This is a genomic window from Erysipelatoclostridium sp. An15 (genome assembly GCF_002160675.1).
GTDB lineage: Bacteria > Bacillota_I > Bacilli_A > Erysipelotrichales > Coprobacillaceae > Thomasclavelia > Thomasclavelia merdavium.
On record NZ_NFLA01000005.1, the window covers coordinates 34324 to 60522 of the forward strand.

The 26199-nt window shown below is 29.5% G+C and carries 32 protein-coding genes; 11 read left to right on the plus strand and 21 right to left on the minus strand.

Going from position 1 to position 26199, the window contains the following annotated elements; translation table 11 throughout:
- Positions 1–20 precede the first annotated feature (20 nt).
- From B5E92_RS03120 to B5E92_RS03170, 11 genes are all read right to left on the minus strand, one after another.
- Entirely contained in the window at positions 21–1181 is a 1161-nt protein-coding gene (locus B5E92_RS03120) for a hypothetical protein (RefSeq protein ID WP_087299132.1), read from the minus strand.
- Between the two features lie 191 nt (positions 1182–1372).
- A complete protein-coding gene (locus tag B5E92_RS03125; protein WP_087299134.1) occupies positions 1373–2428 on the minus strand; it encodes a type IV pilus twitching motility protein PilT in 1056 nt (351 codons plus the stop codon).
- 1 nt (position 2429) lies between these two features.
- A complete protein-coding gene (locus B5E92_RS03130; protein WP_087299136.1) occupies positions 2430–2801 on the minus strand; it encodes a hypothetical protein in 372 nt (123 codons plus the stop codon).
- 1 nt (position 2802) lies between these two features.
- Entirely contained in the window at positions 2803–3159 is a 357-nt protein-coding gene (locus B5E92_RS03135; protein ID WP_087299138.1) for a hypothetical protein, read from the minus strand.
- Positions 3160–3169: 10 nt separating this feature from the next.
- The gene (locus B5E92_RS03140; protein ID WP_087299140.1) at positions 3170–3619 is read right to left on the minus strand and encodes a DUF4860 domain-containing protein; all 450 of its coding nucleotides are present in this window, start codon (positions 3617–3619) and stop codon (positions 3170–3172) included.
- Positions 3612–3911, minus strand: coding sequence for a hypothetical protein (locus tag B5E92_RS03145; protein ID WP_087299142.1), 300 nt, complete (start codon positions 3909–3911; stop codon positions 3612–3614). Before B5E92_RS03145 ends, B5E92_RS03140 begins: the two co-directional genes overlap by 8 nt.
- Before the next feature lie 10 nt (positions 3912–3921).
- A complete protein-coding gene (locus tag B5E92_RS03150; protein WP_087299144.1) occupies positions 3922–4950 on the minus strand; it encodes a type II secretion system F family protein in 1029 nt (342 codons plus the stop codon).
- 12 nt (positions 4951–4962) lie between these two features.
- Positions 4963–5859 carry a transglutaminase family protein gene (locus B5E92_RS03155; protein ID WP_087299146.1) on the minus strand — a complete coding sequence of 299 codons (897 nt, stop codon included), beginning with the start codon at positions 5857–5859 and terminating at the stop codon, positions 4963–4965.
- A 243-nt stretch (positions 5860–6102) separates the two neighbouring features.
- Positions 6103–7959: an ABC transporter ATP-binding protein gene (locus B5E92_RS03160; RefSeq protein ID WP_087299148.1), complete on the minus strand. Its 1857-nt coding sequence runs from the start codon at positions 7957–7959 to the stop codon at positions 6103–6105.
- Positions 7959–9689, minus strand: coding sequence for an ABC transporter ATP-binding protein (locus B5E92_RS03165; RefSeq protein ID WP_087299150.1), 1731 nt, complete (start codon positions 9687–9689; stop codon positions 7959–7961). Before B5E92_RS03165 ends, B5E92_RS03160 begins: the two co-directional genes overlap by 1 nt.
- Positions 9690–9723: 34 nt before the next feature.
- Positions 9724–10167 (minus strand): MarR family winged helix-turn-helix transcriptional regulator, encoded by a 444-nt coding sequence (locus B5E92_RS03170; protein ID WP_087299152.1) that lies wholly within the window; start codon positions 10165–10167, stop codon positions 9724–9726.
- Between the two features lie 193 nt (positions 10168–10360).
- Between B5E92_RS03170 and B5E92_RS03175 the strand changes: the two genes are divergently transcribed.
- Positions 10361–11533 carry an MFS transporter gene (locus tag B5E92_RS03175; protein WP_239406380.1) on the plus strand — a complete coding sequence of 391 codons (1173 nt, stop codon included), beginning with the start codon at positions 10361–10363 and terminating at the stop codon, positions 11531–11533.
- Here B5E92_RS03175 and B5E92_RS03180 read toward each other — a convergent pair.
- From B5E92_RS03180 to B5E92_RS03205, 6 genes are all read right to left on the minus strand, one after another.
- Positions 11530–12102, minus strand: coding sequence for a sugar O-acetyltransferase (locus B5E92_RS03180; RefSeq protein ID WP_087299156.1), 573 nt, complete (start codon positions 12100–12102; stop codon positions 11530–11532). The two genes, B5E92_RS03175 and B5E92_RS03180, sit on opposite strands and share 4 nt — an antisense overlap.
- Positions 12095–12562 (minus strand): RbsD/FucU domain-containing protein, encoded by a 468-nt coding sequence (locus B5E92_RS03185; RefSeq protein WP_087299158.1) that lies wholly within the window; start codon positions 12560–12562, stop codon positions 12095–12097. Before B5E92_RS03185 ends, B5E92_RS03180 begins: the two co-directional genes overlap by 8 nt.
- An 88-nt stretch (positions 12563–12650) precedes the next feature.
- Positions 12651–13643 carry an ROK family protein gene (locus B5E92_RS03190; protein ID WP_087299160.1) on the minus strand — a complete coding sequence of 331 codons (993 nt, stop codon included), beginning with the start codon at positions 13641–13643 and terminating at the stop codon, positions 12651–12653.
- Positions 13644–13725: 82 nt separating this feature from the next.
- Positions 13726–15375: a Na/Pi cotransporter family protein gene (locus tag B5E92_RS03195; RefSeq protein WP_087299162.1), complete on the minus strand. Its 1650-nt coding sequence runs from the start codon at positions 15373–15375 to the stop codon at positions 13726–13728.
- Between the two features lie 132 nt (positions 15376–15507).
- Positions 15508–15801 carry a PTS sugar transporter subunit IIB gene (locus B5E92_RS03200; RefSeq protein WP_087299164.1) on the minus strand — a complete coding sequence of 98 codons (294 nt, stop codon included), beginning with the start codon at positions 15799–15801 and terminating at the stop codon, positions 15508–15510.
- Between the two features lie 84 nt (positions 15802–15885).
- Positions 15886–16710 (minus strand): undecaprenyl-diphosphate phosphatase, encoded by an 825-nt coding sequence (locus B5E92_RS03205; RefSeq protein WP_087299166.1) that lies wholly within the window; start codon positions 16708–16710, stop codon positions 15886–15888.
- A 122-nt stretch (positions 16711–16832) separates the two neighbouring features.
- Between B5E92_RS03205 and B5E92_RS03210 the strand changes: the two genes are divergently transcribed.
- Positions 16833–17237 (plus strand): NUDIX hydrolase, encoded by a 405-nt coding sequence (locus B5E92_RS03210; RefSeq protein ID WP_087299168.1) that lies wholly within the window; start codon positions 16833–16835, stop codon positions 17235–17237.
- Here the strand turns inward: B5E92_RS03210 and B5E92_RS03215 are convergent.
- Positions 17231–18079, minus strand: coding sequence for a YitT family protein (locus tag B5E92_RS03215; RefSeq protein WP_087299170.1), 849 nt, complete (start codon positions 18077–18079; stop codon positions 17231–17233). The two genes, B5E92_RS03210 and B5E92_RS03215, sit on opposite strands and share 7 nt — an antisense overlap.
- A gap of 95 nt (positions 18080–18174) precedes the next feature.
- Between B5E92_RS03215 and B5E92_RS03220 the strand changes: the two genes are divergently transcribed.
- Positions 18175–18786: a Crp/Fnr family transcriptional regulator gene (locus B5E92_RS03220; RefSeq protein WP_087299172.1), complete on the plus strand. Its 612-nt coding sequence runs from the start codon at positions 18175–18177 to the stop codon at positions 18784–18786.
- Here the strand turns inward: B5E92_RS03220 and B5E92_RS03225 are convergent.
- From B5E92_RS03225 to B5E92_RS03235, 3 genes are all read right to left on the minus strand, one after another.
- The gene (locus B5E92_RS03225) at positions 18771–19307 is read right to left on the minus strand and encodes a histidine phosphatase family protein (RefSeq protein ID WP_087299174.1); all 537 of its coding nucleotides are present in this window, start codon (positions 19305–19307) and stop codon (positions 18771–18773) included. The two genes, B5E92_RS03220 and B5E92_RS03225, sit on opposite strands and share 16 nt — an antisense overlap.
- Positions 19308–19416: 109 nt before the next feature.
- Complete coding sequence (locus B5E92_RS03230) at positions 19417–20634, minus strand: iron-containing alcohol dehydrogenase (RefSeq protein ID WP_087299176.1); 1218 nt, start codon at positions 20632–20634, stop codon at positions 19417–19419.
- Positions 20635–20706: 72 nt separating this feature from the next.
- Positions 20707–21654 carry a LysR family transcriptional regulator gene (locus B5E92_RS03235; RefSeq protein WP_087299178.1) on the minus strand — a complete coding sequence of 316 codons (948 nt, stop codon included), beginning with the start codon at positions 21652–21654 and terminating at the stop codon, positions 20707–20709.
- Positions 21655–21855: 201 nt separating this feature from the next.
- On the opposite strand from B5E92_RS03235, the gene B5E92_RS03240 reads away from it, so the two are divergent.
- The 8 genes from B5E92_RS03240 to B5E92_RS03275 are packed head-to-tail and all read left to right on the plus strand — an operon-like array spanning position 21856 to position 26192.
- Positions 21856–22350: an NAD(P)H-dependent oxidoreductase subunit E gene (locus B5E92_RS03240; protein WP_087299181.1), complete on the plus strand. Its 495-nt coding sequence runs from the start codon at positions 21856–21858 to the stop codon at positions 22348–22350.
- Positions 22340–22693 carry a hypothetical protein gene (locus B5E92_RS03245; RefSeq protein ID WP_087299183.1) on the plus strand — a complete coding sequence of 118 codons (354 nt, stop codon included), beginning with the start codon at positions 22340–22342 and terminating at the stop codon, positions 22691–22693. Before B5E92_RS03240 ends, B5E92_RS03245 begins: the two co-directional genes overlap by 11 nt.
- Positions 22690–23097, plus strand: coding sequence for an ATP-binding protein (locus tag B5E92_RS03250; RefSeq protein ID WP_087299185.1), 408 nt, complete (start codon positions 22690–22692; stop codon positions 23095–23097). The genes B5E92_RS03245 and B5E92_RS03250 overlap by 4 nt, the downstream gene beginning before the upstream one ends.
- The gene (locus B5E92_RS03255; protein ID WP_087299187.1) at positions 23094–24257 is read left to right on the plus strand and encodes a [Fe-Fe] hydrogenase large subunit C-terminal domain-containing protein; all 1164 of its coding nucleotides are present in this window, start codon (positions 23094–23096) and stop codon (positions 24255–24257) included. Before B5E92_RS03250 ends, B5E92_RS03255 begins: the two co-directional genes overlap by 4 nt.
- Complete coding sequence (locus B5E92_RS03260) at positions 24226–24588, plus strand: hypothetical protein (RefSeq protein ID WP_239404318.1); 363 nt, start codon at positions 24226–24228, stop codon at positions 24586–24588. The genes B5E92_RS03255 and B5E92_RS03260 overlap by 32 nt, the downstream gene beginning before the upstream one ends.
- A gap of 1 nt (position 24589) precedes the next feature.
- Positions 24590–25291 carry a PHP domain-containing protein gene (locus B5E92_RS03265; protein WP_087299189.1) on the plus strand — a complete coding sequence of 234 codons (702 nt, stop codon included), beginning with the start codon at positions 24590–24592 and terminating at the stop codon, positions 25289–25291.
- A gap of 2 nt (positions 25292–25293) precedes the next feature.
- Positions 25294–25827, plus strand: a complete 534-nt coding sequence (locus B5E92_RS03270) for an ATP-binding protein (RefSeq protein ID WP_087299191.1) — start codon at positions 25294–25296, stop codon at positions 25825–25827.
- The gene (locus B5E92_RS03275) at positions 25824–26192 is read left to right on the plus strand and encodes a ferredoxin (protein ID WP_087299193.1); all 369 of its coding nucleotides are present in this window, start codon (positions 25824–25826) and stop codon (positions 26190–26192) included. Before B5E92_RS03270 ends, B5E92_RS03275 begins: the two co-directional genes overlap by 4 nt.
- Positions 26193–26199: the final 7 nt, after the last annotated feature.

A 26199-nucleotide genomic window follows, 5' to 3' on the forward strand; every position in this document is an offset into this window, starting at 1 on the left:
AAAACGCTATTTGCGTTTTTTTATATTATCAATTTTAATTCACTTGTTAATTTAAAACCAATAGCTTTACCTGCCTTTACAAAAGCTTCATCAATATTTTGTAGTAGTATTTTGGCGCTTTCAATATTAGAACAATTTAAAATAAGTGCAAATTGCAATTGATTCACTTTAGAAAAAACGTCACTACTTTTTAAATTCTCATTAATAACCTGCTTTAAAAGAAGATGTCCTTTTTCTATATCGGCCTCTTCTTTTTCTTTTACTAATGTTAGCAAAGCTAAAACCTGAGGCTGCATCGTTTGTTGTACCATTCTGCAAGTGTATTGATAAACGCTTTTAAAAAGATCATAATCTAAATACAGCGCATTTTTATTATCGTCATGATTAAGATAATTATCTAATTGATCGATATTCATTGATAAAAGTGATTGTTTATTTAAAACAAGATTATAAATATTTTTTAAATTTTGACTTACTTCTAGACCATATTTACTATGGTAGTAATCAACAACCCAATGATAAAAAGATAAGGCTTCATTATAATTACCGCAGTTATAATAGGCATTTAGTTTAATTTCATAAAACATCATGTCATCAATATTTTTATTACAGATATCTAATATTTCTTTATTCATTTTATATTGGTTTAAAACTGTTATTGTATCATCAATAGCATCAATAACTTTTTGTTTTATAGATTTATTAAGTTCAAATACCCAGCTATTATAATTAAAATCCGGTAATATTTCCCCTTGATAAAGACTAACCATCTCTAAACAAAACTGATATTTTCTAATTGGGTCATTTTCTAATTTTATTTTTTTGCTTAACCTGATTATCGGCTCATAATCAACCTGACATTTAATTTCTAAGTTCCAATAATAACTCCGCCCTTTAGCTTTAATACAATCAACGGGAAAGTCAAATAACATTCTCATTTCTTTTCTAACTCGATAAACCAGATTTCTAAGTGCTCCTTCAGGTTTATCAGCATCACCATTAGGCCAAAGTAAAGTTATTAATTGTTGATTATTAATCGCTAAATTCCGGTTTAAAATCAAATATATAAGTAATAACTCAACTTGAGCACTGCGCTTTTTTTCTTGAGGAAATTCACTTGTTTTATTATAAATTTTTAACTTACCAAAGGTATTGACTTTAAGGATTTGTTTTTTTACCATTTTTACCGCCTCAATCACAAAATTATATCATATAACATATTATATAACCGATTTATAACCAAAACAATATAATTCAATAGTTATCTAATAATTTTGTGATAAAACAATCATAATCATTTCCTTGATTTCTATAACAAATCTTTAAATTATAAAAAAAACATGAACCTAGTTAGTTCATGTTCGCTAAATTATCATAATCGTCTTTCTACTATTTTAGGATTAGTAGCATACATCAATGCTGTTTCCTTAGAAATTTTTCCTTGTTTATATAATTCAATTATTGCTTCATCCATTGTAATCATTCCAAGCTGGCGACTATTAGAAATAGTACTATCAATCTGATGGGTTTTACCATCTCGAATTAAAGTTCTGATTGCCTGATTACAAATCATAATTTCAAAAGCCGGTATCATTTTACCATCAACACCAGGTAATAATTGTTGACAAATAACGGCATTTAAAACCATTGCCAGCTGCACTCTAATTTGCTGCTGTTGGGATGCTGGAAAAACGTCAATCATCCGATCAATTGTATTAGCAGCACCTACTGTATGTAAACTTGAAAAAATCAAATGACCGGTTTCAGCCGCTGTTATAGCAATATCGATTGTCTCTAAATCTCTCATTTCACCAACTAGTATAACCTCTGGTGCTTCTCTTAGCGCTGCTTTTAATGCTGCAACATAATTTTTAGTATCGTGAAAGACCTCACGTTGTGAAACAATACTTTTATTATGAGAATGCAAGTATTCTATCGGATCTTCAATTGTAATAATATGCGTATTTCGCTTTTGATTAATTTGATCAATAATACAAGCAAGTGTCGTTGATTTGCCACTACCTGCTGGTCCCGTAACTAAAATCATTCCTTTCTTTTGATTGGCAAGATCACAAACAATTTCTGGAATGTGCATTTTTTTAGGATCAGGCAATTCAAAGCGAACGATTCTTAAAACTGCTGCACAAGAATTACGTTGCCGATAAGCATTTACTCTAAATCGCCCAATATTAGGAAGTGAAAATGAAAAATCATCATCACCGCTAGCCAAAAAATTACTAAAGTCACGATTATTAGCTAATTGATAGATATCTTTAATCATTTTTTCAGTGTCTAAAGGCATTAAACGAGTATCATTATACTTAATTATTTTACCAGCAACTTTAATTGCACATGGTGATCCGGCAACAATGAAAATATCTGAAGCATTTCTTGTTACAATCTCTTTTAATAATTCTTTTATATCCATCTTATTCCTCCAGATTAATCGTTTTTAGACCTATAAGCTGTAATTCACTATTTTGAATATTAAATGATAATTGTAGAATCTGATTTTGATTAATTTTTTCTTCCATTAAATAAAGATTAGTATCTTCTTGATAGATAACATCAGGATTAGTATTTAGACCATTTAAGTCAAGTTGATAAAAGCGTTTTAACAAACTGCTTTTGCTTTGATAATATTCACTTATAAACTCAGCCTGTCTAATTGTTGATTGATAATAAGAATTGCATCGTAAATATGACAATATCGCTAATATACACATTACCAAAATAACAAAAATCATAAAAATACTAATTGCCCCAATACTTAAGCGGATTGATTGTTTATTTTTATTCATACTACTTTCCTTTTAAAACAAATGGTAATTCACTAATTAATTGATTATCACTTTTTATAATTACTTTTCCGCTTAAAAAATCATCTTCAAATTCCACAATTACATTTCCACCCTGGTAATAGTTTTCATTAACTTTTTTTAGTCCAAATATTTCTTCAATATCACTTTGATAATCTGCTTGTAAGGTTTCTACAATACTTTGAGCTTTTAACATATCATTTTGAAGCTGTGTTGTTTGAACCTGTTTATTTTTAGCTTTTACTATAAAAGAAGCACACACAGTTGTAGAAGCAGCAAAAAAGAGAATTACAATAATTATTTCCATTAAAAACGCAAATGAATGAACTTTAGTTTTCATAACTGCCCCCCTATCCATGTACATTAATACTAATTTGTTTTTGCAAATCATTTTTTTCAACAACAAATTTAAATAACCGATTATTTTTTTCAATATAAAAATTATCTAATAAAAATAACTTGTCGCCTTTTTTTAAATCAACTGAATAATCATTAGTTATATATAATTCTTTTAAATAACCATCATCAAAGTAAATATATGTTTTAGTTTGATCCGTTTTTATTTCTAAACAAATAATGTTATCAACTATTACTGTATCAATTGCATCACTATTATCAGCAGCTTTTATTTTTGTATTTAAATAAGCTAAAGGCATGATTAAATCATCTTCATTTTGACAAGTCTGATTTATCATCTGATATCCCCGTATTTCATAAGCAATAACAAAAAACGAACCAATTACAAATAACAAAAACAACGATAATGAAAAAATTATATGAACATTTTGATGCTTATTCATAATTTTGCTCCTTTTGCCACACTTTAATAAATGGTTCTAAATTAGCTCCTTCATAATAATAAACAACCTGATATTGCTCATCATTTAAAAGTAAACCATAATTTTCCTTTAAATACTCGATATCAGGAGGATAACGCCCTTCAATACTGTAACAATTTAAACATAACTGACTAATTGTATCTTCAATTCGCTTTAAATTGGCACTTTGAGAATAATTTAAAGCCTGATTAAAACTAGTAACTATCACTCCTAAAAGAACAATAACAATGATAAACTTAATAATATTTCGCATACATATTTACCTATATCGAAGCCATGATACTAATTAAAGGCAACATAACTGATATTAAAACAACACCAACTATCAATGATAAAAAAGCAACAATTGAAGGTTCAATAATATTTAAAAAACGTCCAATAGCCTCACTGACTTCATCTTGAAAATGATTAGCGAGCATCGTCATAATCTCATCAATTTGACCAGTTTTAAAACCAATTTGAATCATACTTAATGGCATTCCCTGATATATTTGGTATCGTTTGATTACAGTGACAAAATCTTCGCCATTAGCTAAATCTTGATTACAATTAACTAGTTTTTCCTGTAATTTAACATTATCAATCAGCTTATCAACATATTTCATTGCCTCTTCAAGATCATAGCCACTTCCCACAAATAAAGATAGAGCATAAGTAATTTGTGCTTTATTTAACGAATCTGATAGTTTAGAACCAAAAAATGATTTTTGCATCAAACTAGATACTATATTAATGCCCTTTGCTTTTTGATAAAAATACACTCCAACAATAATAAAAACTAAAATAAGCAAAATTATAAAACATATTAATGAAAATATTTGTCCAAATTCCATAAAAATATTGGCAAAACTAGTTAAATCACTACCTAAACTTCGCAAAACACTTTTAAAAACTGGTAAAACTTTAAATACAATCACACCAACAACAACTACCATCATTATTAGTAAAATAATTGGAAAAACCAGGGCTTGTTTTAATTTATCAGTAATATCATCAATTCTAAAATAATAATCACTTAATGAAGCCATTACTGTATCCATGTTACCGCTTGTTTCACCAATATTAACTAAATTAATCATATATTCATCAAATGCTTCATTTGCTTTAAGGGCATCACTAAAGCTACATCCTTCATCTATACTAGCAACTAGATTTTCTAAAACATTTTTAATATTACTATTATCAATTTCTTCACCAATCATCATAATTCCTTGATGAAGACTAAATCCTGATTTTAAGATCATTGCCATCTCTCTACAAAACAAGTATTTTTCATTCACTGTCAACTTCATCTAATCTCCCCTTTAATAATATAATGTTTGAACATATTGACCATCATAATCATATTTAGAACTAGCAAAAGTAGGATCCATGATCGTCCACGTTTTTTTATCAATAAAAATATCTGGATTTACCCAGCCTTGACCTTCTAAATATACCTCAACCCAGGCATGATATTCATCACGATCAGTTCCCCCACAAATTAATCGTGCAGGAATATGATTAATTCTGAGCATTGCAACCATCATTGATGCATAATCAAAACAAATGCCTTTTTTTTCTTTAATTAATGCTTCCAAATCAGGAATTAAATATTGCTGCTTAGCTAATTTAGCTTTATCTTTATCATAAGTTAAATAACCAGCAACAAATTCATAAATAGTTTTAATTCTCTGTAAATCATTTTCGTCATCTTTAACAACATCAACTGCAAGAGTAGTAATTGTATCACCAGGATGATAATTGATTAATATATTCGGATATAAAAAGGGACTTAATTCGTTTTTTAAAATAACATCTATTTCTACACTTTGCTTAATAGCATACTTAGTACCTTCAATATTCTCTAAAATCTTAATTACATATTTACCACTACCAAGTTGCAAAGGATAACTAGTACCTGTTAAACTCGTTAAATCATAATTATATTTAATTTCTCCTTTACTAATTTGAATTTTGATTTTTTGACTATTAGCTGCCTTTAATGTTGCAACTATATAACCTTCATTAACATTAGAATAGTCAACTGTAGCAACATCACTATCTAAAACTGCGATGTTAGATGCTTGTGGATATAAAATTTCATTTACTGTATAGCTGCTAGAAGCTGGATAGTCACTAGGATAATTATTTTTTTCACTAAAACATCCTACAAGAAGATAAGATAATATTGTGATAATTAATATAATTTTTTTTGACATTATCTAATCCTCCTTATCCCTAATTATACACTTATTTATAATTTAATAAAATAAAAACGCTTGAATTATCAAGTGTTTTTATAAAAAAATATAAATTGATATATTTTATATTTTGTGATTTAATTATGATAATAAAATAAATAAAAAACTGCAACAAAATTAGAGAATTTTAGTTACTCTAAAATGTTGCAGTTTTATAATATACATTAATGCTATTTTTGCTAATATAAACTTTTTACTATATTAATCCATTTCAATAGCACCAGTATATAACTGGTAATATTTACCTTTTTCTTTAATTAATGATTCATGGTTACCACGTTCAATAATACGTCCAGCTTCCAATACCATGATACAATCACTATTTTTAATAGTTGATAAACGATGGGCAATTACTAAAGTAGTTCTACCTTTCATTAATCCATCCATACCAGCTTGTACTAACGTTTCTGTACGAGTATCAATAGATGATGTTGCTTCATCTAAGATCAATGCTGGTGGATTAGCTACAGCTGCACGAGCGATAGCAATTAATTGGCGTTGCCCTTGTGATAAGTTAGCCCCATCACCAGTAAGCATTGTATTATATCCATCAGGTAAATGTCTAATGAACTGATCAGCGCTTGTTAATTTAGCAGCTGCAATACATTCTTCATCAGTAGCATCTAATTTACCATAACGGATATTATCCATAACTGTTCCAGTAAATAAGTGAGTATCTTGTAATACGACCCCTAAAGAACGTCTTAAATCAGCTTTTTTAATTAATTTTATATCGATACCATCATAAGTGATTGTACCTTTTTGAATTTCGTAAAAACGGTTGATTAAGTTTGTAATAGTAGTTTTACCAGCTCCAGTTGCCCCAACAAAGGCAATTTTTTCACCCGGATTAGCAAATACATTAACATCATGTAAAACCATGTGATCATCATTATACCCGAAATCAACATTTTCTAAACGAAGATCACCTTCCATTTTTACTAATTCAATTTGACCATCTGGCCGAGGATGACGCCATGCCCAATGTCCAGTATGTTCTTTTGTTTCTACCATTTGACCATCGACATATTTAACACGACATAGTGTTACAATACCTTGATCAATTTCACTTTCTTGATCTAATAATTCAAAAATACGTTCTGCCCCTGCTTGAGCCATTGCAATAGAGTTAATCTGCATTGAAACTTGTCCAATTGGATTATTGAAGCTTCGATTCAATGTCATGAATGTTACTAATGTCCCAATAGTTAATGAACTATCATACCCAGATAAAGCTAAGATAGCCCCTACAATTGCACAAATGATATATGACATATTACCTACTTGAATGGTAACAGGCATTAAGACGTTTGCAAACTTATTGGCATTATATGAACTTTCACGTAACTCTTCATTTATTTTTCTAAATCCTTCAATTGCTTTTTCTTCATGATTAAAAACTTTAACAACTTTTTGACCAGAAATCATTTCTTCAATGTATCCGTTAACCTTACCTAAAGTTTCCTGCTGTTTAACGAAATAACGACTAGATAAACGTCCAACAGATCTAGAGATAAATAAAATTACACAAACCATTACAACACTAATTGCTGTTAATGTTAAATTCAATGTCAACATTGATACAAATACAGTGATAATTGTAATTAAACTAGATGTCAATTGTGGTATAGATTGACTAATTAATTGTCTTAATGTATCGATATCATTAGTATAAACAGACATGATATCACCGTGAGTTGTTTGATCAAAATAACGAATCGGTAAAGATTCCATATGTTCAAACATCTCAACACGAAGATTTCTTAAAAATCCTTGGGTTACATTAACCATAATTCGACTAAACGTAAATGAAAAGATAACCCCTGCTACAAAGAAACAAGCTAATTTAGTTAAAGCATTAGCTAAATCAGAAAAATCAGGAACAGCTTGTTTCATTAATGGTACGATATATCCATCAATTAAAGTTTGCATAAACATTGTACCTTGAACAGTACAAATAGCTTGTCCAATAATACAAATCAATACAATAACAATATGTATACCATATTGCTTAAATAATTTACTAAAAAGACGAAACATGACACTTTTATTTTTCATTATGCTTCCTCCTTCCCTTTAGTTTGGGTTTCATAAATCATTCGATAAATTTCATTAGTTTCTAATAATTCTTCATGTGGTGCAAAGGCATCAACAATACCATCATTTAAAACAATGATTCGGTCAGCACTTTGAACACTAGATACACGTTGAGAAATAATAATTTTTGTCGTATCTGGAATTCTTTCTTCAAATGATTGTTGAATACTTGCATCAGTTGCAGTATCAACAGCACTTGTTGAATCATCAAGAATCAAGATTTTTGGTTTTTTAAGTAATGCTCTGGCAATACATAAACGTTGCTTTTGTCCTCCAGATACGTTAGTTCCCCCTTGTTCAATATAAGTATTATATTTATCAGGGAATTTTTGAATAAATTCATCAGCACATGCTAAACGACATGCTTCTTCACATTCTTCTAAAGTTGCATTTTCATTACCCCATCTTAGATTTTGTAAGATTGTACCACTAAATAAAACATTATTTTGTAATACCACAGCAACTTCATTTCTTAATACTTCTAAATCGTATTTTCTAACATCTTGACCACCAACTAATACACTACCACGATCAACATCGTATAGACGGCTAATCAAGTTTACTAAACTACTTTTAGCACTACCAGTTCCCCCGATAATACCAATTGTTTCTCCAGATTTAATATGAAGATCAATATCTCTTAATACTGGTTCACCAGTTCCATGTTTATATGAAAATGTAACGTGATTAAAATCAACAGCACCATTTTCTACAGTAGTTAAGGCACTTTCAGGTGACACTAAGTCAGATTTTTCATTAATTACTTCAGCAATACGACGACCTGAAGCAATTGACATTGTAATCATAACAAATGCCATAGATAACATCATTAATGACATTAAAATATTCATAATGTAGCTAAATAAAGTTGTTAATTCACCAGTAGTTAAAGAGCCGCCAACAACAGATTGAGCCCCTAACCATGATAAAAGCAAAATACATCCATAAACAGATAACATCATTGCTGGGTTATTTAATGCTAATACTGCTTCAGCTTTAACGAACAGTTTATAAATATTTTGAGCAGCTTTTTTAAATTTGTTATTTTCGTAATCTTCTCTTACAAATGATTTTACAGCTCTAATTGCTACAACGTTTTCTTGAACACTTTCGTTTAAATCATCGTATTTAGGGAACACTTGATTAAAATAACGAGTAGCTGTAACCATAATGAAACCTAAAACAACAATTAAAAAGATCATTGCTCCTACGAAAATTAAACTTAAATCACCATTGATCATAAATGCCATTGTTAAGGCACAGATTAAGTTCATTGGTGCACGAATACACATACGAATAATCATTTGATAAGCCATTTGTACATTGGTAACATCTGTAGTTAAACGAGTAACTAAACCAGCTGTACTATATTTATCAATATTTGAAAACGAGAAGCTTTGAATATTAGTATACATTGCATCCCTCAAATTAGCAGCAAAACCAGTTGAAGCTTTAGCGGCATATTTACCAGCTAAAAAACCAGTCGATAATGTACCAATTGCAATAACAAACATGATTAAACCGTATTTATATACTGCATTGATATCGCGATTACTAATCCCATCATCAATAATATGAGCCATAAATAATGGAATTAAAATTTCCAGGATAACTTCAACAACAACAAAGAAAATTGTTAAAAGTGAATCCTTTTTATATTGTTTAATTTGTTTAAATAGTGTTTTTACCATATCCTAACTCCTTTCACAAAATTTTTTTGATAACTTATAAACTTTCATTTAAATTATCAATTAATTTGTCGCAAAGTTTTAAAAATGTCTCTACTTCGCTTTCAGATAAACCCTTTATCAATATTTTATCAAGTTCGTTCATTTTACGACTTAATTCCTGATTAAATTTTAAGCTTTTTTCAGTTAAAACAATCTTTTTAAGTCGTGCATCATAATCAACCGGGACTCTGGAAATCATCCCGTTTTTACACATCAATTTCAACATTTCTGATGTAGTTGAACGATTGATTGAAAACTCAGCCTCAATATCCTTTTGAAAAGTATCTTTTCCAGCGTCTTGACGGTTTTGTAAAAAACCAAGAATCCAGGTATGCATTAATGTAGCTCGATCAGGACGTTGACCAAAAAATTTATCCATTGATCTTTTCATCAAATTATTAATTATTTTTATTCTGCGGCCTACAGGATCACTGTACATTATTCACCCTCCTTTAATTCGGTTACGAACTTTATTGTTCGGATGCGAACAAATAATAGCATAGATTTTTTTTATTGTAAAGAGTAAATCTAATGATAAATTAATTTTTCAAAATATAAAAAAAACTTGCCTATTTTAATAAAATATTTATTAATAATATCAGAAAATTAATTATTATAGAAAGGACACTATCATGCAACTAAAAACAAGATATAATTTACTCCATTTATTCTATTGGTTTGCTTATTGTTGTATCAGTGGATTTATTGCTATTTTTCTACAATACTTAGGCTTATCTAATACTGAAATCGGGATTGTTACCGGTATTTCTTGTATTAGTACTATTTTTATTTCACCATTTATTTCATCATTAGTTGATCGAATAAAAAATCTTACTATAAAAAAATTAACTGTTTATATTACAGTTGGTGTTGGTATCGTTTATTTAATTTTAAGCTTTATAAAAATGCCTGCTTTTATGGCAATGATTTTGTATATATTAATGTACGCTTTGATGCTATCAACTGTTCCTTTGCTTACTATGATTGCCATGAACTACATTAATGATGGTTTATATGTTAATTTTGGATTAGCTAGAGGAATTGGTTCAGCTTCATGGGCTGCTAGCGCTTTTGTCTTTGGACAAGTTATTTCTTTTGTTGATCCTTGGATTTTATCAATTGGTTATTTTTTCTTTATTGCTTTAGCACTAATTTTATTATATACCATGCCTGAACAAAAGAATGTTAAAACAACTAAAGAAAAACAAGGTTCCGTTTTACAAGTAATTAAAAACTATAAAATTTTATTTTTCTTACTACTTGGTTTTTGTTTCATGTTTGCAGGAGCTACCACAATTGGTACTTACCTAATCAATATTGTTAGTAATCTTGGTGGAAACACTTCATTATATGGAGTATGTATGTTTTTCATGGCTTTTAGCGAACTGCCAGTTATTACGATGTCGCCTCGCTTAATGAAAAGATTTAATAGTGTTACTTTAATTGTTCTTGCTTCTGTTTTCTATCTTTTAAGAAACTTTACTATTTGCTTGGCGCCTAATTTAATTATTTTAATTATTGGGATGATGTTTCAAGGATTATCATATGGTTTATTTACCGGTGTTATTACTTATTATGTTACTTATAATCTTGATGCTAAAGATCAATTGGCCGGTCAAACATTAATTGGCATAATGACATCAGGAATTGGTTCAACTTTAGGGAATGTATTAGGTGGTATTTTACAAGATACTTTTGGTTTAGATTATATGTTTATGTTTATTTACATAGTTACAATAACTGGAGCTTTGATTATTTTTACAACTAAAAAAATAAACGATAAAAAGAATTTAGCAGCTAGCTAAATTCTTTTACTTTGATCAATTTCTTTAATAACACGCGCTGGTACACCGATGGCTAAAGAATTATCAGGAATATCTTTAGTAACAACACTTCCAGCTCCAATTACACAGCCGCTACCAATCTTTACACCAGGCATAACTGTAACGTTAGCCCCAAACCAGCAATTATCACCAATTGTTATTGGTAAAGCTCGTTCTAATCCCTGATTTCTACTATGATAATCCATAGCATGATTAGCTGTATAAAAACCACATGATGGTCCAATAAAAACATTGTTTCCTACCGTTATTGTAGCACCATCCATGAAGTAGCAATTAACATTAATAAAAACATTTTTGCCTAACTTAATATTAATGCCATAATCGCAAGTAAACGGACTTAATAACTCTAATCCTTCTGGTTTTTCTCCTAAAATTTTTTCAATAATTTCTAGACGTTTTTCAATCTCTTTAGGACGAATCTGATTTAATTGAAAACATAAATCCTGTGCTTCAAGACGCTCATTGACTAGTTGGGTATCATTATTAGGATCATACCACATTGCCAGTTTCATTTTTTCTTTTTCAGTCATTATCTTTTACCCCCTTTTTCAACCATTCCATTGGAATATCAGCACTTGGATATCCCGCTATTAATATTGCTTGTCCATGAATACCATAGTCACCAGTTTGTACTACTGCTTTACAACGATCACGCATTTGATAATATTCTGGAATATAATGCATCACATGAATATTTTCTTTTCCTAAATATTTTTCTACTACCTGATAATCTTTTTGATTCAATTCAAGCATATCTTCTGTAACAATAGCCCCTTCAAAATCACCACATTCAACTAACGTTGTAAAAACATCTTGAAATGAAGGCGAACCAGTTACTACACCTAAATCTAAATATTCGACATCTGGTGATAATGGATATAAAGCTTTAGCTGATGTACCACTGCCTGCATCAGCAATAAATAACATTTCACCATGGCGAATACTTGCAACAATTGCTGCTAAACGCTCATTTAAGATTCTTTTCTTCATATTGGCACCTCTTTATTAAAAGACTTTTAATTAATATATACCACAATAAAGGAAACGTCAATACATTTATTAAAAGATTTTTAATAAATCACTCATCCAGTAAATATCTTTGTCCAGTATATTTTATGATTCCATTAAAAAAATCATCAATACAATCTTCACAATAAATAATTTTAGCCATAAACTTTTTAGGAATATACTGCAAACAGATTTCTTCCATTAATTTAAAATTTATTTTTTCTAATGCTTCACCAGTTATTACTATATATGCCGGATTAATAATTGTAGCTAAAGTAGCTAATGCTAATGCAATATTATTTTCGTCATAGTTTATTCTCTTTTGATCATGATGTTTTAAAAACTCAAAAATTGGCAAATAAATAATTTCACCTGCAATATTATTATGTCCCTGTAATAATTCGCCGTTAATCACACTACCACAACCTGGTCCACTTTGCTTAGGAAAGGTAACATAACAAACATCCTTTTTATCAGTTAGTTTATCATAAAAACCATATGCACAATAATTCATTTCATTTTTAACAACCGTTTTGATTCCAGTTGCTTTTTCCACTTCTTCTTTTAAATTAAGATTTTTTAATTCAATAATATCTGATTCAATTACTATATCTTCAAAGACAATTGATGGTACTCCAATAGCAATAATAGTAATTTTTTTATCTGATGATATAATTTGTTTTATTTTTTCTATTAAAACATCAATATTTGTTAAATCGATTATCTCTTGATTACTCTTTATTACTTCAAATAAAGAATTATTTATTTGATAATAGAAAAAGTTTTGTTCTTGTTTTCGAGCTAAAATAATACTTAATGTATGAAAAAATTCTGGATTTAAAATATAAGTAACTGTAGGACGACCTTTTTTTAAGACGACAGTTTCTTTTTCAATGACAATATTTTGTTCTTTAAAACCATTTAAAATATTTCCAATCGTTGCAAAAGTTAAGCCAGTTTTATTTGATAACTCTCTTTTAGTTACCGGTTTACCTAACGCTAAGTATTTATAAACCAGTCTGTCATTTTGTTCTCTTAATTTTCCAGTTCCAATTCTTTTCATAACCCACCTCTTATATCAATATAGCATTTATCAAAAGCACTATCAAACTTTTATACAAAATAAAAAGGCTGCCAATTACAGCCTAGATTGTTGTTAATACATCTTTTATTTCATTAAATGCATTAGCAATATTTACACCATGTTCACCTACACGTTTAAAATCAATCAATGTCTCAGTAAACAAAGCACTATTTTCTGGGGTACATTTTTTATCACGTAAGCGTAACATTTGGTTATATGAAAATTTACTTGTTTTTTCATCAATGATTGTTTCTAAAGAATCTACTTTATGAATTAATGTATCTGGATCATCAATGTTTACAGTATTTAATCTTTTTAAAACATTCATTGTTAAATCATTCATCTCATTAATTTCCTGCATTGCTTCACTTGAAAAACTGTTTTGATTTTCATTCAATTTTTTAGCACGTTTAGCGATATTGATAGCATGATCACCAATTCTTTCTAAATCACCTGCTGTTTTTAAAAACAATCCAATTGATTTAGAGTTTTCAACTGGTAATTCTGAAGATATTGCTAGTGTTGTAAATTCGATTATTTCTTTATTTAAATAATCAATATATTCTTCAGTATCAATAATTTTATCAAATTTCTTTTCATCCCAATTAACCAGGATTGAAAAAGCCATTTCTAAATTAGTTTTTGCTACCGTTAACATATTTTGAATTTCATTGAATAATTGTCGATTAGCGATTGCACTAGTTCCAATATGATAATCATTAACAAAAATCGTTTTATCTAAATATTTAACTTTCTTGATTTCAATATCTTCATCTCTCTTTGGTAAAAGTTTATACGATAAATCAACTAATTGTTTACCAAATGGTAATAATAAAATTGTTGTTCCAATATTAAAGATCGTATGAACATTAGCTATTTGTGCGGGAACATTTCCTGGTGTCAAAGAAGCAACAATATCAGCAAACGGGAACAATAAACTGATCGTTACAAAGATAATTGTTCCAATAATATTGAAAGACAAATGAATAATTGTTGTTCTTTTAGCATTTTTGCTAGTACCAATACTAGCTAACACTGCAGTTATACAAGTTCCAATATTTTGTCCAAATAATACATAGATAGATGACGATAAAGTAATAACGCCACTTTTTGCTAAAGCAATTAAAATCCCAACTGAAGCTGAAGAGCTTTGAATGATTGCAGTAAAAATAGCTCCAACTAATATTCCTATTAAAGGATTTTTAAATGTTGATACAATATTGACAAATTCTTTAGAATCTCTTAAAGGCATCATTGCCCCAGACATCATATCCATTCCCATAAATAAAATTCCTAAACCAGCAATAATTCCACCGATCATATCTAATTTTTTATTTTTAAAAAAAGCAATTAATGCAACACCAATAAAAGCAATCAACGGTGCTAAAGCACTAATATCAATAACAATTAACTGTCCAGTTATTGTTGTACCAATATTAGCACCCATAATGATCCAAACCGCATTTTTAAGTTTCATTAATCCTGCATTAACAAAACCAACCGTCATAACAGTTGTTGCCGATGATGATTGAATAACTGCTGTTATTAAAGCACCAACTATAACTCCTAAAAAACGATTAGTAGTTAATTTTTCTAAAATTGTTTTCATTTTATTACCGGCAGCTAGTTCTAAACTATCTGACATCATTTTCATTCCATATAAAAATAATGCTAAACCACCTAATAAACCAAAAATATCTGTAATTTCCATTCTTATCTCCTAATTATATTTTTGCAATCCCTAATAATTTAACATAAAATTAAGATAACACAAATATTCTTAACAAATTCTTAACTTTTTTGCATAAAAAAAGAGTTAACATAAGTTAACTCCTAAATATTATTATACACTAATTGCTTCATCTAAAACTTTTTTAGCATTAAAGTTCCTAAAGTCATCTTCACTAATTAATAAAACTGGTACACCTGGATTAGCTAAATCTTTGAATTTCTTAATTGAACCTGCTAATTGTGGAGTAACCAAAATTAAATCTGCCTGTTCAATAGAATATTCAACTGCAGTTTCTGCTGCGGCCCAAACAATAATTTCTAAGTTACGCTTATCTGCCTCATCTTTTAAAGCAGCTGCAAACATATTAGAAGTAACACCAGCTGTACAACATAATAAAATTTTCATAAAACGACCTCCTTTTTTATTAATATAATTGTATCATATATATTTATTTTACCATATAAAAAAGCCCAGATTCAATCTGGACTTTTAAAAAATCATAAAATAAACTAAGACAATTATCCCTAAAATAATTCGATACCAGCCAAAGACTTTAAAATCATGCTTTTTAATATAACTCATTAAAAATTTGATTGTTATCATACTAACAACAAAGGCAACCGCCATTCCAAAAATTAATAATATTAATTCATAAGAAGTAAAAGCAAAACCAAATTTTACAATCTTTAATAAACTAGCTCCTAACATTACCGGAACTGCTAAAAAGAAAGTAAATTCAGCTGCTACAGTACGGCTAACCCCAATCAATAAAGCCCCGACAATTGTTGCTCCAGAACGTGATGTTCCTGGAAAAATAGCTGCTATTAATTGAAAAATACCAATGATCAAAGCAGTATTATAAGTAATCTCGCTAATAGAATTAATTTTTGATGAACGACCTTTATTATAATTTTCAATAAAGATAAACAAGATCCCAAAAACAATTAAAGCAATGGCAACTGTAAGAGGATTATAAAATAATTCATTTAACTGATCATCAAACAATATACCAACAACTGCCGCTGGTAAACAAGCAAAGATAATTTTAAACCACATTGAAAAAGTATCTTTTTTTACTTTCCAGCCATGGCGATAATCAAATGGCATCAGCTTATCAAAATAAAGGAATATAACAGCTAAAATCGCTCCAAGCTGAATTACTACTAAAAACATTTCCAAAAATTCAGCACTAACATCTAACTTAATGAACTCATCAACTAAAATCATATGTCCAGTACTGCTGATTGGTAACCATTCGGTTATACCTTCAACAACTCCTAAAATAAAAACTTTAATTAACTCTATAATGTCCATAATCTCCTCCACCAATATACTTTTGCATTATAGCACTATCTTAAAAAAATTACATTAAATATATTCTTAATTTTTTATAAATATACTAATAATTATGATAAAATTTACTAGAGGTAATAAAAATGAAACGAAATGTAAATATTATTGTAATTTTTAATCAAAATAAAACAAAACTATTGATGTGTAAACGAAAAAAAGATCCCTATCAAGGCAAATATAATTTTGTTGGCGGGAAAATAAAACTAGGTGAAAACCATCTTCAAGCAGCCTATCGTGAATTACAAGAAGAAACCAATATTACAAATAAAGATGTTACTTTAACTCATTTTATGGACTTTACGTATTATTTAGATGATACTCTTTTAGAAACATATGTTGCTACCCTTTTTAAAGATGTAAACATCCATGGTGATGAAAACGAATTAGTCTGGATCGATATTAATGAAGATTTTAAAGATGATAGTCGTTTTGCTGGTGATGGTAATATTTACCACATAATAAAAGTAATCGCATTAAGCGATTACTGATTTCTTGAAAATGTATATCCTCTTCCACTGACTTCATCAACGGTCGCAACAACCATAAAAGCCAGTGGATCTATTTTTTTAACTTGTTCTTTAAGCCGGTTTAGTTTTACAGGTGGAATAATTGTCATCAATACTTTAGTATCATTACCAGTATAACCCTTTTCGCTATATAAAGCTGTGACACCAGCATCAAGATCACCAATAATTAGTTTTTTAATTTCTTCATAATAGTCACTAATAATTAATAATTGCACCATTTTAGAACCTTTTGTTAAAGTCTTATTCAACATAAATGAAGTAATGAAAACTAAAACAATACTATAAATAATTTTATTAATATCACTAAACGCTGCTTGTAAACATAAGATTGTAAAATCACAAAGATTAACAACGATAAAAACTGGAATCTTAAATTTTTTATTTAAAATAATTGCAATGATATCCATTCCTCCAGATGATGCATCATTTCTAATCATCAATCCAGTTCCAACTCCAAGTAAACACCCTGCTAAAACAACAGCTAATAAAGTATCATCACAATAATTATGGAAAAAACTATGAGTATTAAAAAATTCTAAAAATAACGGAAAGGTAAAAGTCGAAATTAATGTCGAAAGAGCAAACTTTTTACCAATAAATAAAAGTCCAAGCAAAAACAAACCAATATTAATAACCCCTACTACTAGTGAAATATTAATACCTAAATAATGATTTCCGACAATCCCTAGACCAGTTACCCCACCAGAAATCAACTCATTTTCTAAAACTAAAGTACTAATTGCAAATGCTACTAAAATATTTCCTAAAATAATTAATCCAATTTTTACCAATCTTTCTTTCATCCTACTCACCTCAGGAGATAAGATACCACATTAGCTATCTAAAAAATGTATTCTATGCTACAATTAAAGAAAAAAAGTAAAATAATGGAGGAAGTATGAAGATTTCAGAAGATTTATTTAAATATTTTAAAGAAGCCGGTACTTTAATTAAATATCATCCAAACGATGTTATTTACATGGAAGAAGATACTACTAATAACTTATATTTAATTTTAAAAGGGCGGGTCAAAGTCTATTTAATTTCCAAAGATGGACAGGAAATAACCCTTGATATCATTGGTAAAGGGCGGATCTTTGGTGAATCATCATTTCTTCAAAATACTAATCGGCCTGTATGTGTTAGCGCTATCGATGAAGTTGAATTAATTTCATGTCAATTAGAAACAATGTACCCTACTATTTTAAAATCGCAGGAATTAACTATCGCTATTTTACAATTATTATCATCAACCAATGATTATTTAGTTAATCAAGTAAAAAAAGCTTACTTATATAATCGCCATGAAAAAATTGCTGCTTTTTTATTAGAACAAAATAAAAAAACTATCTCTTATACTCATGAAGAAATAGCTTCTCTAACCGGCTTAAATCGGGTCACTGTTACAAAAATATTAAACGATTTTTGCCAATTTGGCTGGATTGAATTAAAATATAAAAAAATAAATATTTTAAACCGGACAGCTTTAAAAGACTATTTAGATAAATAATCATATTTTAATAACTGACAATTTTCAGTTGTATATTCAAATATTTCATCATTAGTCATATCATTAAAATATGTATTAATAGCCCGACAAACTGCTCCATGACAGACAAGCAAAACATCATTTTCTATTGCTTGTCTTTTAATTTCATCAAGAAATGAATAAACTCGGTTACATAATTCAATAAATGATTCACCAGTAGGATAACGATACGCCAAATCATATTTATTAGTTAAAAAACCTTGAGTATCTCGAGGTAAGCCTTCATAAATACCAAAATTGATCTCTTGAATTCGTGGTTCGATAACCATTTCAATTTCTTTTATATTTGCTAAGCTAGCAGTATCCAAAGCTCGCTTTAATGGTGAAACATATAAATATTTATAATCAATATTTTCTAATCTTTTTCCTAATTCCTTAGCTTGTTGTATCCCTAGTTTAGTTAAAACAGCCGGTGAAATACCGCATACTAAATTTTCAACATTATAATCAGTCTGCCCATGTCTAGTAACATATAAACTCATTAAATCACCACCTAACAAAATCATTCTACTATATTTATCTACAATAACCAATCTTTTTTACTATAAATAAAACCCTGCAAATTAAATGCAGGGTTTAGATTATTTTATATTAGAAGTCTACTTCTGTATCATAGTAGCAAGCTTTTAATAATTTAACCATTTCTTCTTGAGTTGGAATACGTGGATTTGATCCAGTACAAGCATCACCAATTGCATTAGCAGCGATTTCTTCAACTCTGTCTAAGAAAACATCTTCAGGTACAAATCCAGTTTCAGCTGGTAAACCATCAGCACCATAATGATTGATTGAATGTGGAATATTTAAATCATCATTCATTTTTCTTAAGTATGCAATTAATAATTCTACTTTTTCATCATCATCTTTACCACCTAAATGCATGTAATCAGCAATTACACCATAACGTTTTTTAGCTGTTTCATCTTTAGCGTTAAATGCAATTACTTTTGGTAAATACATCGCATTAGCAGCACCATGAATAATGTGTCCACCTTGATCAACAAAGGCAGCACCAGTTTTATGAGCCATTGAGTGAACAATACCTAATAAAGCATTAGAAAATGCTTGTCCAGCTAAACATTGAGCATCATGCATATCATCACGGCATGACATATCTCCATTATATGATTTTACTAAGTTAGCTTGAATCATTTCAATTGCATGAATTGCAAGTGGATCTGTATAGTTACAATTTGCAGTTGATACATATGCTTCAATTGCATGAGTCATAGCATCCATTCCTGTATGAGCAACTAATTTAACAGGCATAGTTTCTGCCAAATCAGGATCAACGATTGCAATATCAGGTGTGATTTCAAAATCAGCGATTGGATATTTAATTCCTTTTTCATAATCAGTAATAATTGAAAATGCAGTTACTTCTGTTGCAGTACCACTTGTAGATGGAATTGCACAGAAATGAGCTTTTTTACGTAATTTTGGAATACCAAACACTTTGCACATTTCTTCAAAAGTAATTTCAGGATATTCATATTTAATCCACATTGCTTTTGCAGCATCGATAGGTGATCCTCCACCCATAGCAATAATCCAATCTGGTTGGAATTTTTCCATTGCAGCTGCACCTTTCATAACTGTTTCTACAGATGGATCTGGTTCAATCCCTTCAAATAATTCTACTTCCATTCCAGCTTCTTTTAAGTATTCAACAGCGCGATCTAAGAAACCAAAACGTTTCATACTTCCGCCACCAACACAAACGATAGCCTTTTTCCCTTCTAATGTTTTTAAAGCTTCTAAAGCTCCTTTTCCATGATATAAATCTCTTGGTAATGTAAATCTTTGCATGTCATAAGCACCTCCATGATTCTAATTATAAGCGCTTACAAAAAATGTAGTAGATACAAAAAAGGAATAGTGCTATTCCTTTTGACATATACCTCCATAATTATTTTGAATAATACAATGGATTTCGTCGATAAAACTCAAATCTTCTTTTGATAAACGATATCCTTTTCTTAAAATAAGCCAATCATAACTTATCGCTTTATGCTCTTTTAATGTTAATGTTGTTAAGTTATAGCGGTTTAAAACTTGTTTAGGCATTGGCGAAACCCACATATAACAATGCGGTAAACAATTCAATAATTCAAATTGAATTCCTCGTTCATAAATAGAAATTTCTTTTTTATTTTGACGAATTTCACTATTACGGTTAGCCGAAACTAATGGCCGCTCTGGCAATGATACATCACCATGAGTTATTTCAATCTGGTCTTTTAAATCTTTTAATTTAACTTCTTTTTTATAGACCAAAGGATTTTCCTTGGATACTAATAGCTGATAATTAAATTTATATATCTCTTTATATTCTAATTCCTTTGATTTCAATAAATTTATAAAATAACTTTCTTCGTCTTGAAAAAAGCGAATAATCCCAATATTAGCATCACCTTCATAAACCGCTTTGATCGTATCAAAAGAGTTAGTTTCCCGATAATTAACAGTAATCTTCTTATCTTGAAAATTTATTTTAGACAAATAATTAGTAAATGCATTTGCAATATAGCTTGCTCGAGGTACACTAACATCTAAATGCACTGATTTTTCATCATAATTGCAATATAACGCCTCCATTTGATCAACCTGTCTGATAATATCTTTGGCTCGTTCAATAAATTCAGCCCCTTTTTTGGTTGGGACAACCCCTTTAGAAGTACGTTCAAATATTTTAATATGCATAGTTTCTTCAAATTCTTTAATTATCTTACTTAAATGCGGTTGATTCATGTAAAGATGATTAGCAGCTTTACTTATTGAACCAGCTTTAGCTATCTCAATTACATATTTCAAATGCAAAAGATTCATTATTTCGCCTCCCTTAATGAGACAATTCTATCATAAAATAATATTTTTGTGTTACTTTCGTAACAAAAATATCCTGATATATTAGTTTTTATCTAAATATATATCTATTTAAATATATGGGACCTTTTTCATCACCCTATTTAAAGCGCTTTCAAAGTATGTTATAATTAATCATATGATGAAAAAGAAAGAGGTGTGAAAATGAAAAAGCTGAAACAAGAGTATTTAGATAAAATTGATGAAATTGTTGCTAAATACAAAGACGAAAAAGGACCCATGAAACTAATGCTTCATGAAGTTCAAGAAAGTCTTGGCTATATTCCTTTTGAAGCAATGGAAAAAATTTCTCAGGCTATTAATGTACCAGTATCAAAAGTATACGGAGTTGTAACATTCTACTCTCAATTTACTACTGAGCCAAAAGGGAAACACGTTATTTCAGTTTGCTTAGGAACAGCTTGTTATGTCAATGGTTCTCAGACAATTCTTGACTTGCTTTGTGAAATGACGGGATGCGAAGTAAATTCAACAAGTGAAGACGGACTATTTTCAATTGACGCTACTCGCTGCGTTGGAGCCTGTGGACTAGCTCCAGTAGTAAGCGTTGATGGGACAGTTTTTGGATGTTCTAAGCAATTAGAAGATTTAAAAATGTTAGTCTTAGACTATTTAAAAGAAGAATCACATGCAAGTTAAAGAAATTGTTAAATTATTAAATGCTCGTGAAATTTATGTTGATGATACTTCAATCTATGAAAAAAATTATGATAAAGGTTTTGCAACTGATTTAATGTCGGATGCTTTAGCTTTATTAAAAAATGAAACTGAGGACATTTTATTTATTACTGGTCTTGCCAATGTTCAATCATTACGTACCGCAGAGGTTTTAGATTTAGAAACAATTTTATTTGTAAGAGGAAAGCCATTAGATATGTCAATTGTTGATATGGCTAAAAAATTGCATATAAATCTTTTTCAAACTGATGAAGCAATGTTTGAAGCTTGCGGGAAGCTATATACGGCAGGAATGCGCCGATGAAAAAAACTTATCAAGTTATCAAAGATAATTACCAGGATGCTGGAACAGCTTCTAGCGATATCAAAAGAACTTTAAAAGCCCTAGGAATTGATCGTAAAGTTTTAAAAGCAGTAGCGATTGCCTGCTACGAAGCAGAAATCAATATTGCAATTCATTCTGATGGTGGCACAGTTACCTTTGAAATCGATGACGAGGGTATCATTCATTTATCATTTGATGATATTGGCCCAGGAATTGAAGATATTGAACTTGCTTTAACTCCAGGTTATTCGACCGCTTCGCCTAAAGCACGAGAATTAGGCTTTGGAGCTGGAATGGGCCTTTATAATATGCAAAGTGTGGCCTCTACTTTTGAAATAACTTCTTCAAAAGAAGGTACACATATTAAGATGACTTTTAAATGAAGCCAGTAATTAGTTATTTAGGTACCCATTGTCAAAAATGCATTAAATGTGTTAAGTCCTGTCCAGTAGATGCTATTTCAATTGTAAATAAGCAAGTAATTATCGATCAAGATAAATGTATTAATTGTGATATCTGTATTCAGGCATGTGACCAGAAGATTTTAAGAACCAGAAATATTGATTTACAAACCTGTCTAGAAAAACATGATTATAATATTGCATTAATTCCAACTGCGATATTATCTGATTTAAAAACTTATGAGGAAGCAAAAAATATTGCACAGGCTATTAAAAAGTTTGGTTTTGATGAAGTGGTTCAATATAGCGATATTGAGGGATTTCTTTATAAACAAGGAATTGAGGATAGTAAAGATAAGCATCTTCCAATGTTAACGTCTTTTTGTCCGACAATTAATAAACTTATTGAAAATGAATACCCTACTTTAATCGATCATTTATTACCTTACGACTATCCAGTAGAAATAGCCGCTAAAAGATTAAAGAAAAAATATAATGATCGTGATATCGGGATCTTTTCACTTTGTGAATGTGTATCAAAGTTGACCCTTGCAAAAGAACCATTTGATAACCAGGATTCTAATATTGACTATGCGATTAGTATTTCTCAAATATTTCCTCAAATTAATCGTTTAAAAAATGAAGAAAAAACCGAAATTTCATTTAACCGTTATGGTGTTAAAAGTAATGTTAGTGATTTATATGGTAATCGTAGTTTATCAGTTATTAGTGTTGAAGGATTAACACAAATAAATACTGTTTTGGATTTAATTGAATTTGATCAGTTACAACATGTTGATTTAATTGCTTTATTTAATTGTTTTCAAGGTTGTATTGGTGGTTATTATTTGTGGTCTAATCCATTTGAAGGCTGCTTTAATATTGAAAGTATTTTTGAAGATTGTAATGGCCCACTAAAAGCATTATCAAAAGATGAATATACTAAAGTCCATCAAATTGATAGCAGTAATGAACAAAACTTTAAAGAACGTTTACAATGGTTTAATAAAGTAAATGCTATTTTAGAAACCTTGCCTCAATTTGATTGTGGCAGTTGTGGTTTTGCAAACTGTCGCGGGCTGGCAGCGCGAATTGCTAAAGGTGAAGTTGATGACTCGCTATGTCGTGTCAAGAAAAGGTAATAATATGAAAGTAAGCGAAATTTTAAAATTATCACTTAAACAAATCAATGATGTCGATCTTTCAAATGAAATTGAAGGTGTTTACATCGGGGATTTGTTAAGCTTCGTGATGGCAAATGGAAAAACTGGTGCTTTATGGCTTACGGTACAAAAGCATTTAAATGTAATAGCAGTAGCTGATTTAAATGACTTTGCGGGAATAATTTTCGTTCAAAATAGTTATCCTGATCAAGATACAATTGCTAAAGCAACCGAACTCAAAATACCGCTTTTTATAAGTGAAGATGATGCTTATCATGTAGCTAAAGAATTAGTGAATCTAGGTTTATAAAATGTACTATGATTTGCATATTCATTCAGCCCTATCACCTTGTGGCGATGATTTAATGACAATTAATAATATTTTTAATATGGCCTATATTAAAGGTTTGGATTTAATTGCGATTACTGATCATAATTCTTTAAAACAGCAGCATTATTTATCTAAGATTATTGAACATGATGTTTTAAAAGGGAAAATTGATTTTGTTCATGGTGTTGAGCTTCAGAGTATCGAAAAAGTGCATATTTTGGCATATTTTCTTAAAGAAACACCATTACAGCCAATACAAAAGTGGATCGACAAACATTTAATTAAAAGTCCAAATAACCCTGATTATTATGGTAACCAAGTAATATTTGATGAAAATGATAATATTATTGCTACTGAAGAAAATCTATTATTAGAATCTTTGGATTTAGATGTTGCTAAGATCATTGAAAAAATCCATCAATTCAATGGCGTGGCTATTCTTGCTCATGTAATGGCTAAAAAATTTGGACTTTATGAAGTATATCAAGATATCCCAATGTCATTAAACTATGATGGAATTGAAGTTACTAGTATTAAAGAGCTAAAAAAATTACGGGAAATATGTCCTTATTTAAATGATGAATATGTTTTTTTTAACAGTGATGCCCATTATTTAGAGGCAATTAGTGAACCTGAAAATCAATTTGATCGTGAAAAATTCTATCAGCTATGGAGGAAATAATAATGCAGGAAATTGCTATGAATATCCTGGATATTGCCTACAATTCAATTCGAGCTAAAGCTACATTTATTCAAATTTTAATTTTAGATAGCAGCAAACAAAATGTTATTGAAATTAAGATCATTGATAATGGTTGTGGTATGGATCAAAAAACAATTGCCAAAGTATGCGATCCTTTTTATACAACTAGAACTACCCGCAAAGTAGGTTTAGGAATTCCAATCTTTAAGGAAAATATCGAGGCAACCGGTGGAACTTTTACTATCAGCTCTTCACTTGGCAAGGGGACTGAAGTAATTGGCTCTTTTGTTAAAGATCATTTAGATACCCCACCGATGGGTAATATCGTTGATACAATAATTACTTTAATTCAAGCTGATGAAAAAATAGATTATTTATTTAAATATACAACTGATGATACTGAATTTAAATTAGACACTCGAGAAATAAAAGAAATTCTTGATGATGTCTTAATTAATGAACCAGAAATAATTATTTGGCTAAAAAATTATATAAAGGAGGGATTACAGCTATGAAATCCTTAGAAGATTTAAAGAAAATTCGTGATGCAGCAAGAAATAATATGAGTATTCGTGATGAAGGATTACAAAAATATCGTGTTGTTGTTGGGATGGCAACATGTGGTATTGCTGCTGGGGCACGACCTGTATTAAATACATTAGTTGAAGAAGTTGCTAGACAAAAACTTTCAGCTAAAGTACTACAAACTGGATGTATCGGAATGTGTACATTAGAGCCAATTGTTGAAGTCTTTGATAAAGATGATAATAAAACTACTTATGTTTTAGTCGATGAAAAAAAGGCTAAAGAAATTGCTGAAAGACATTTAAAAAATGATGAAATAATCGACGAGTACACAGTCGGACACTATAAAAAATAGGAGGTTG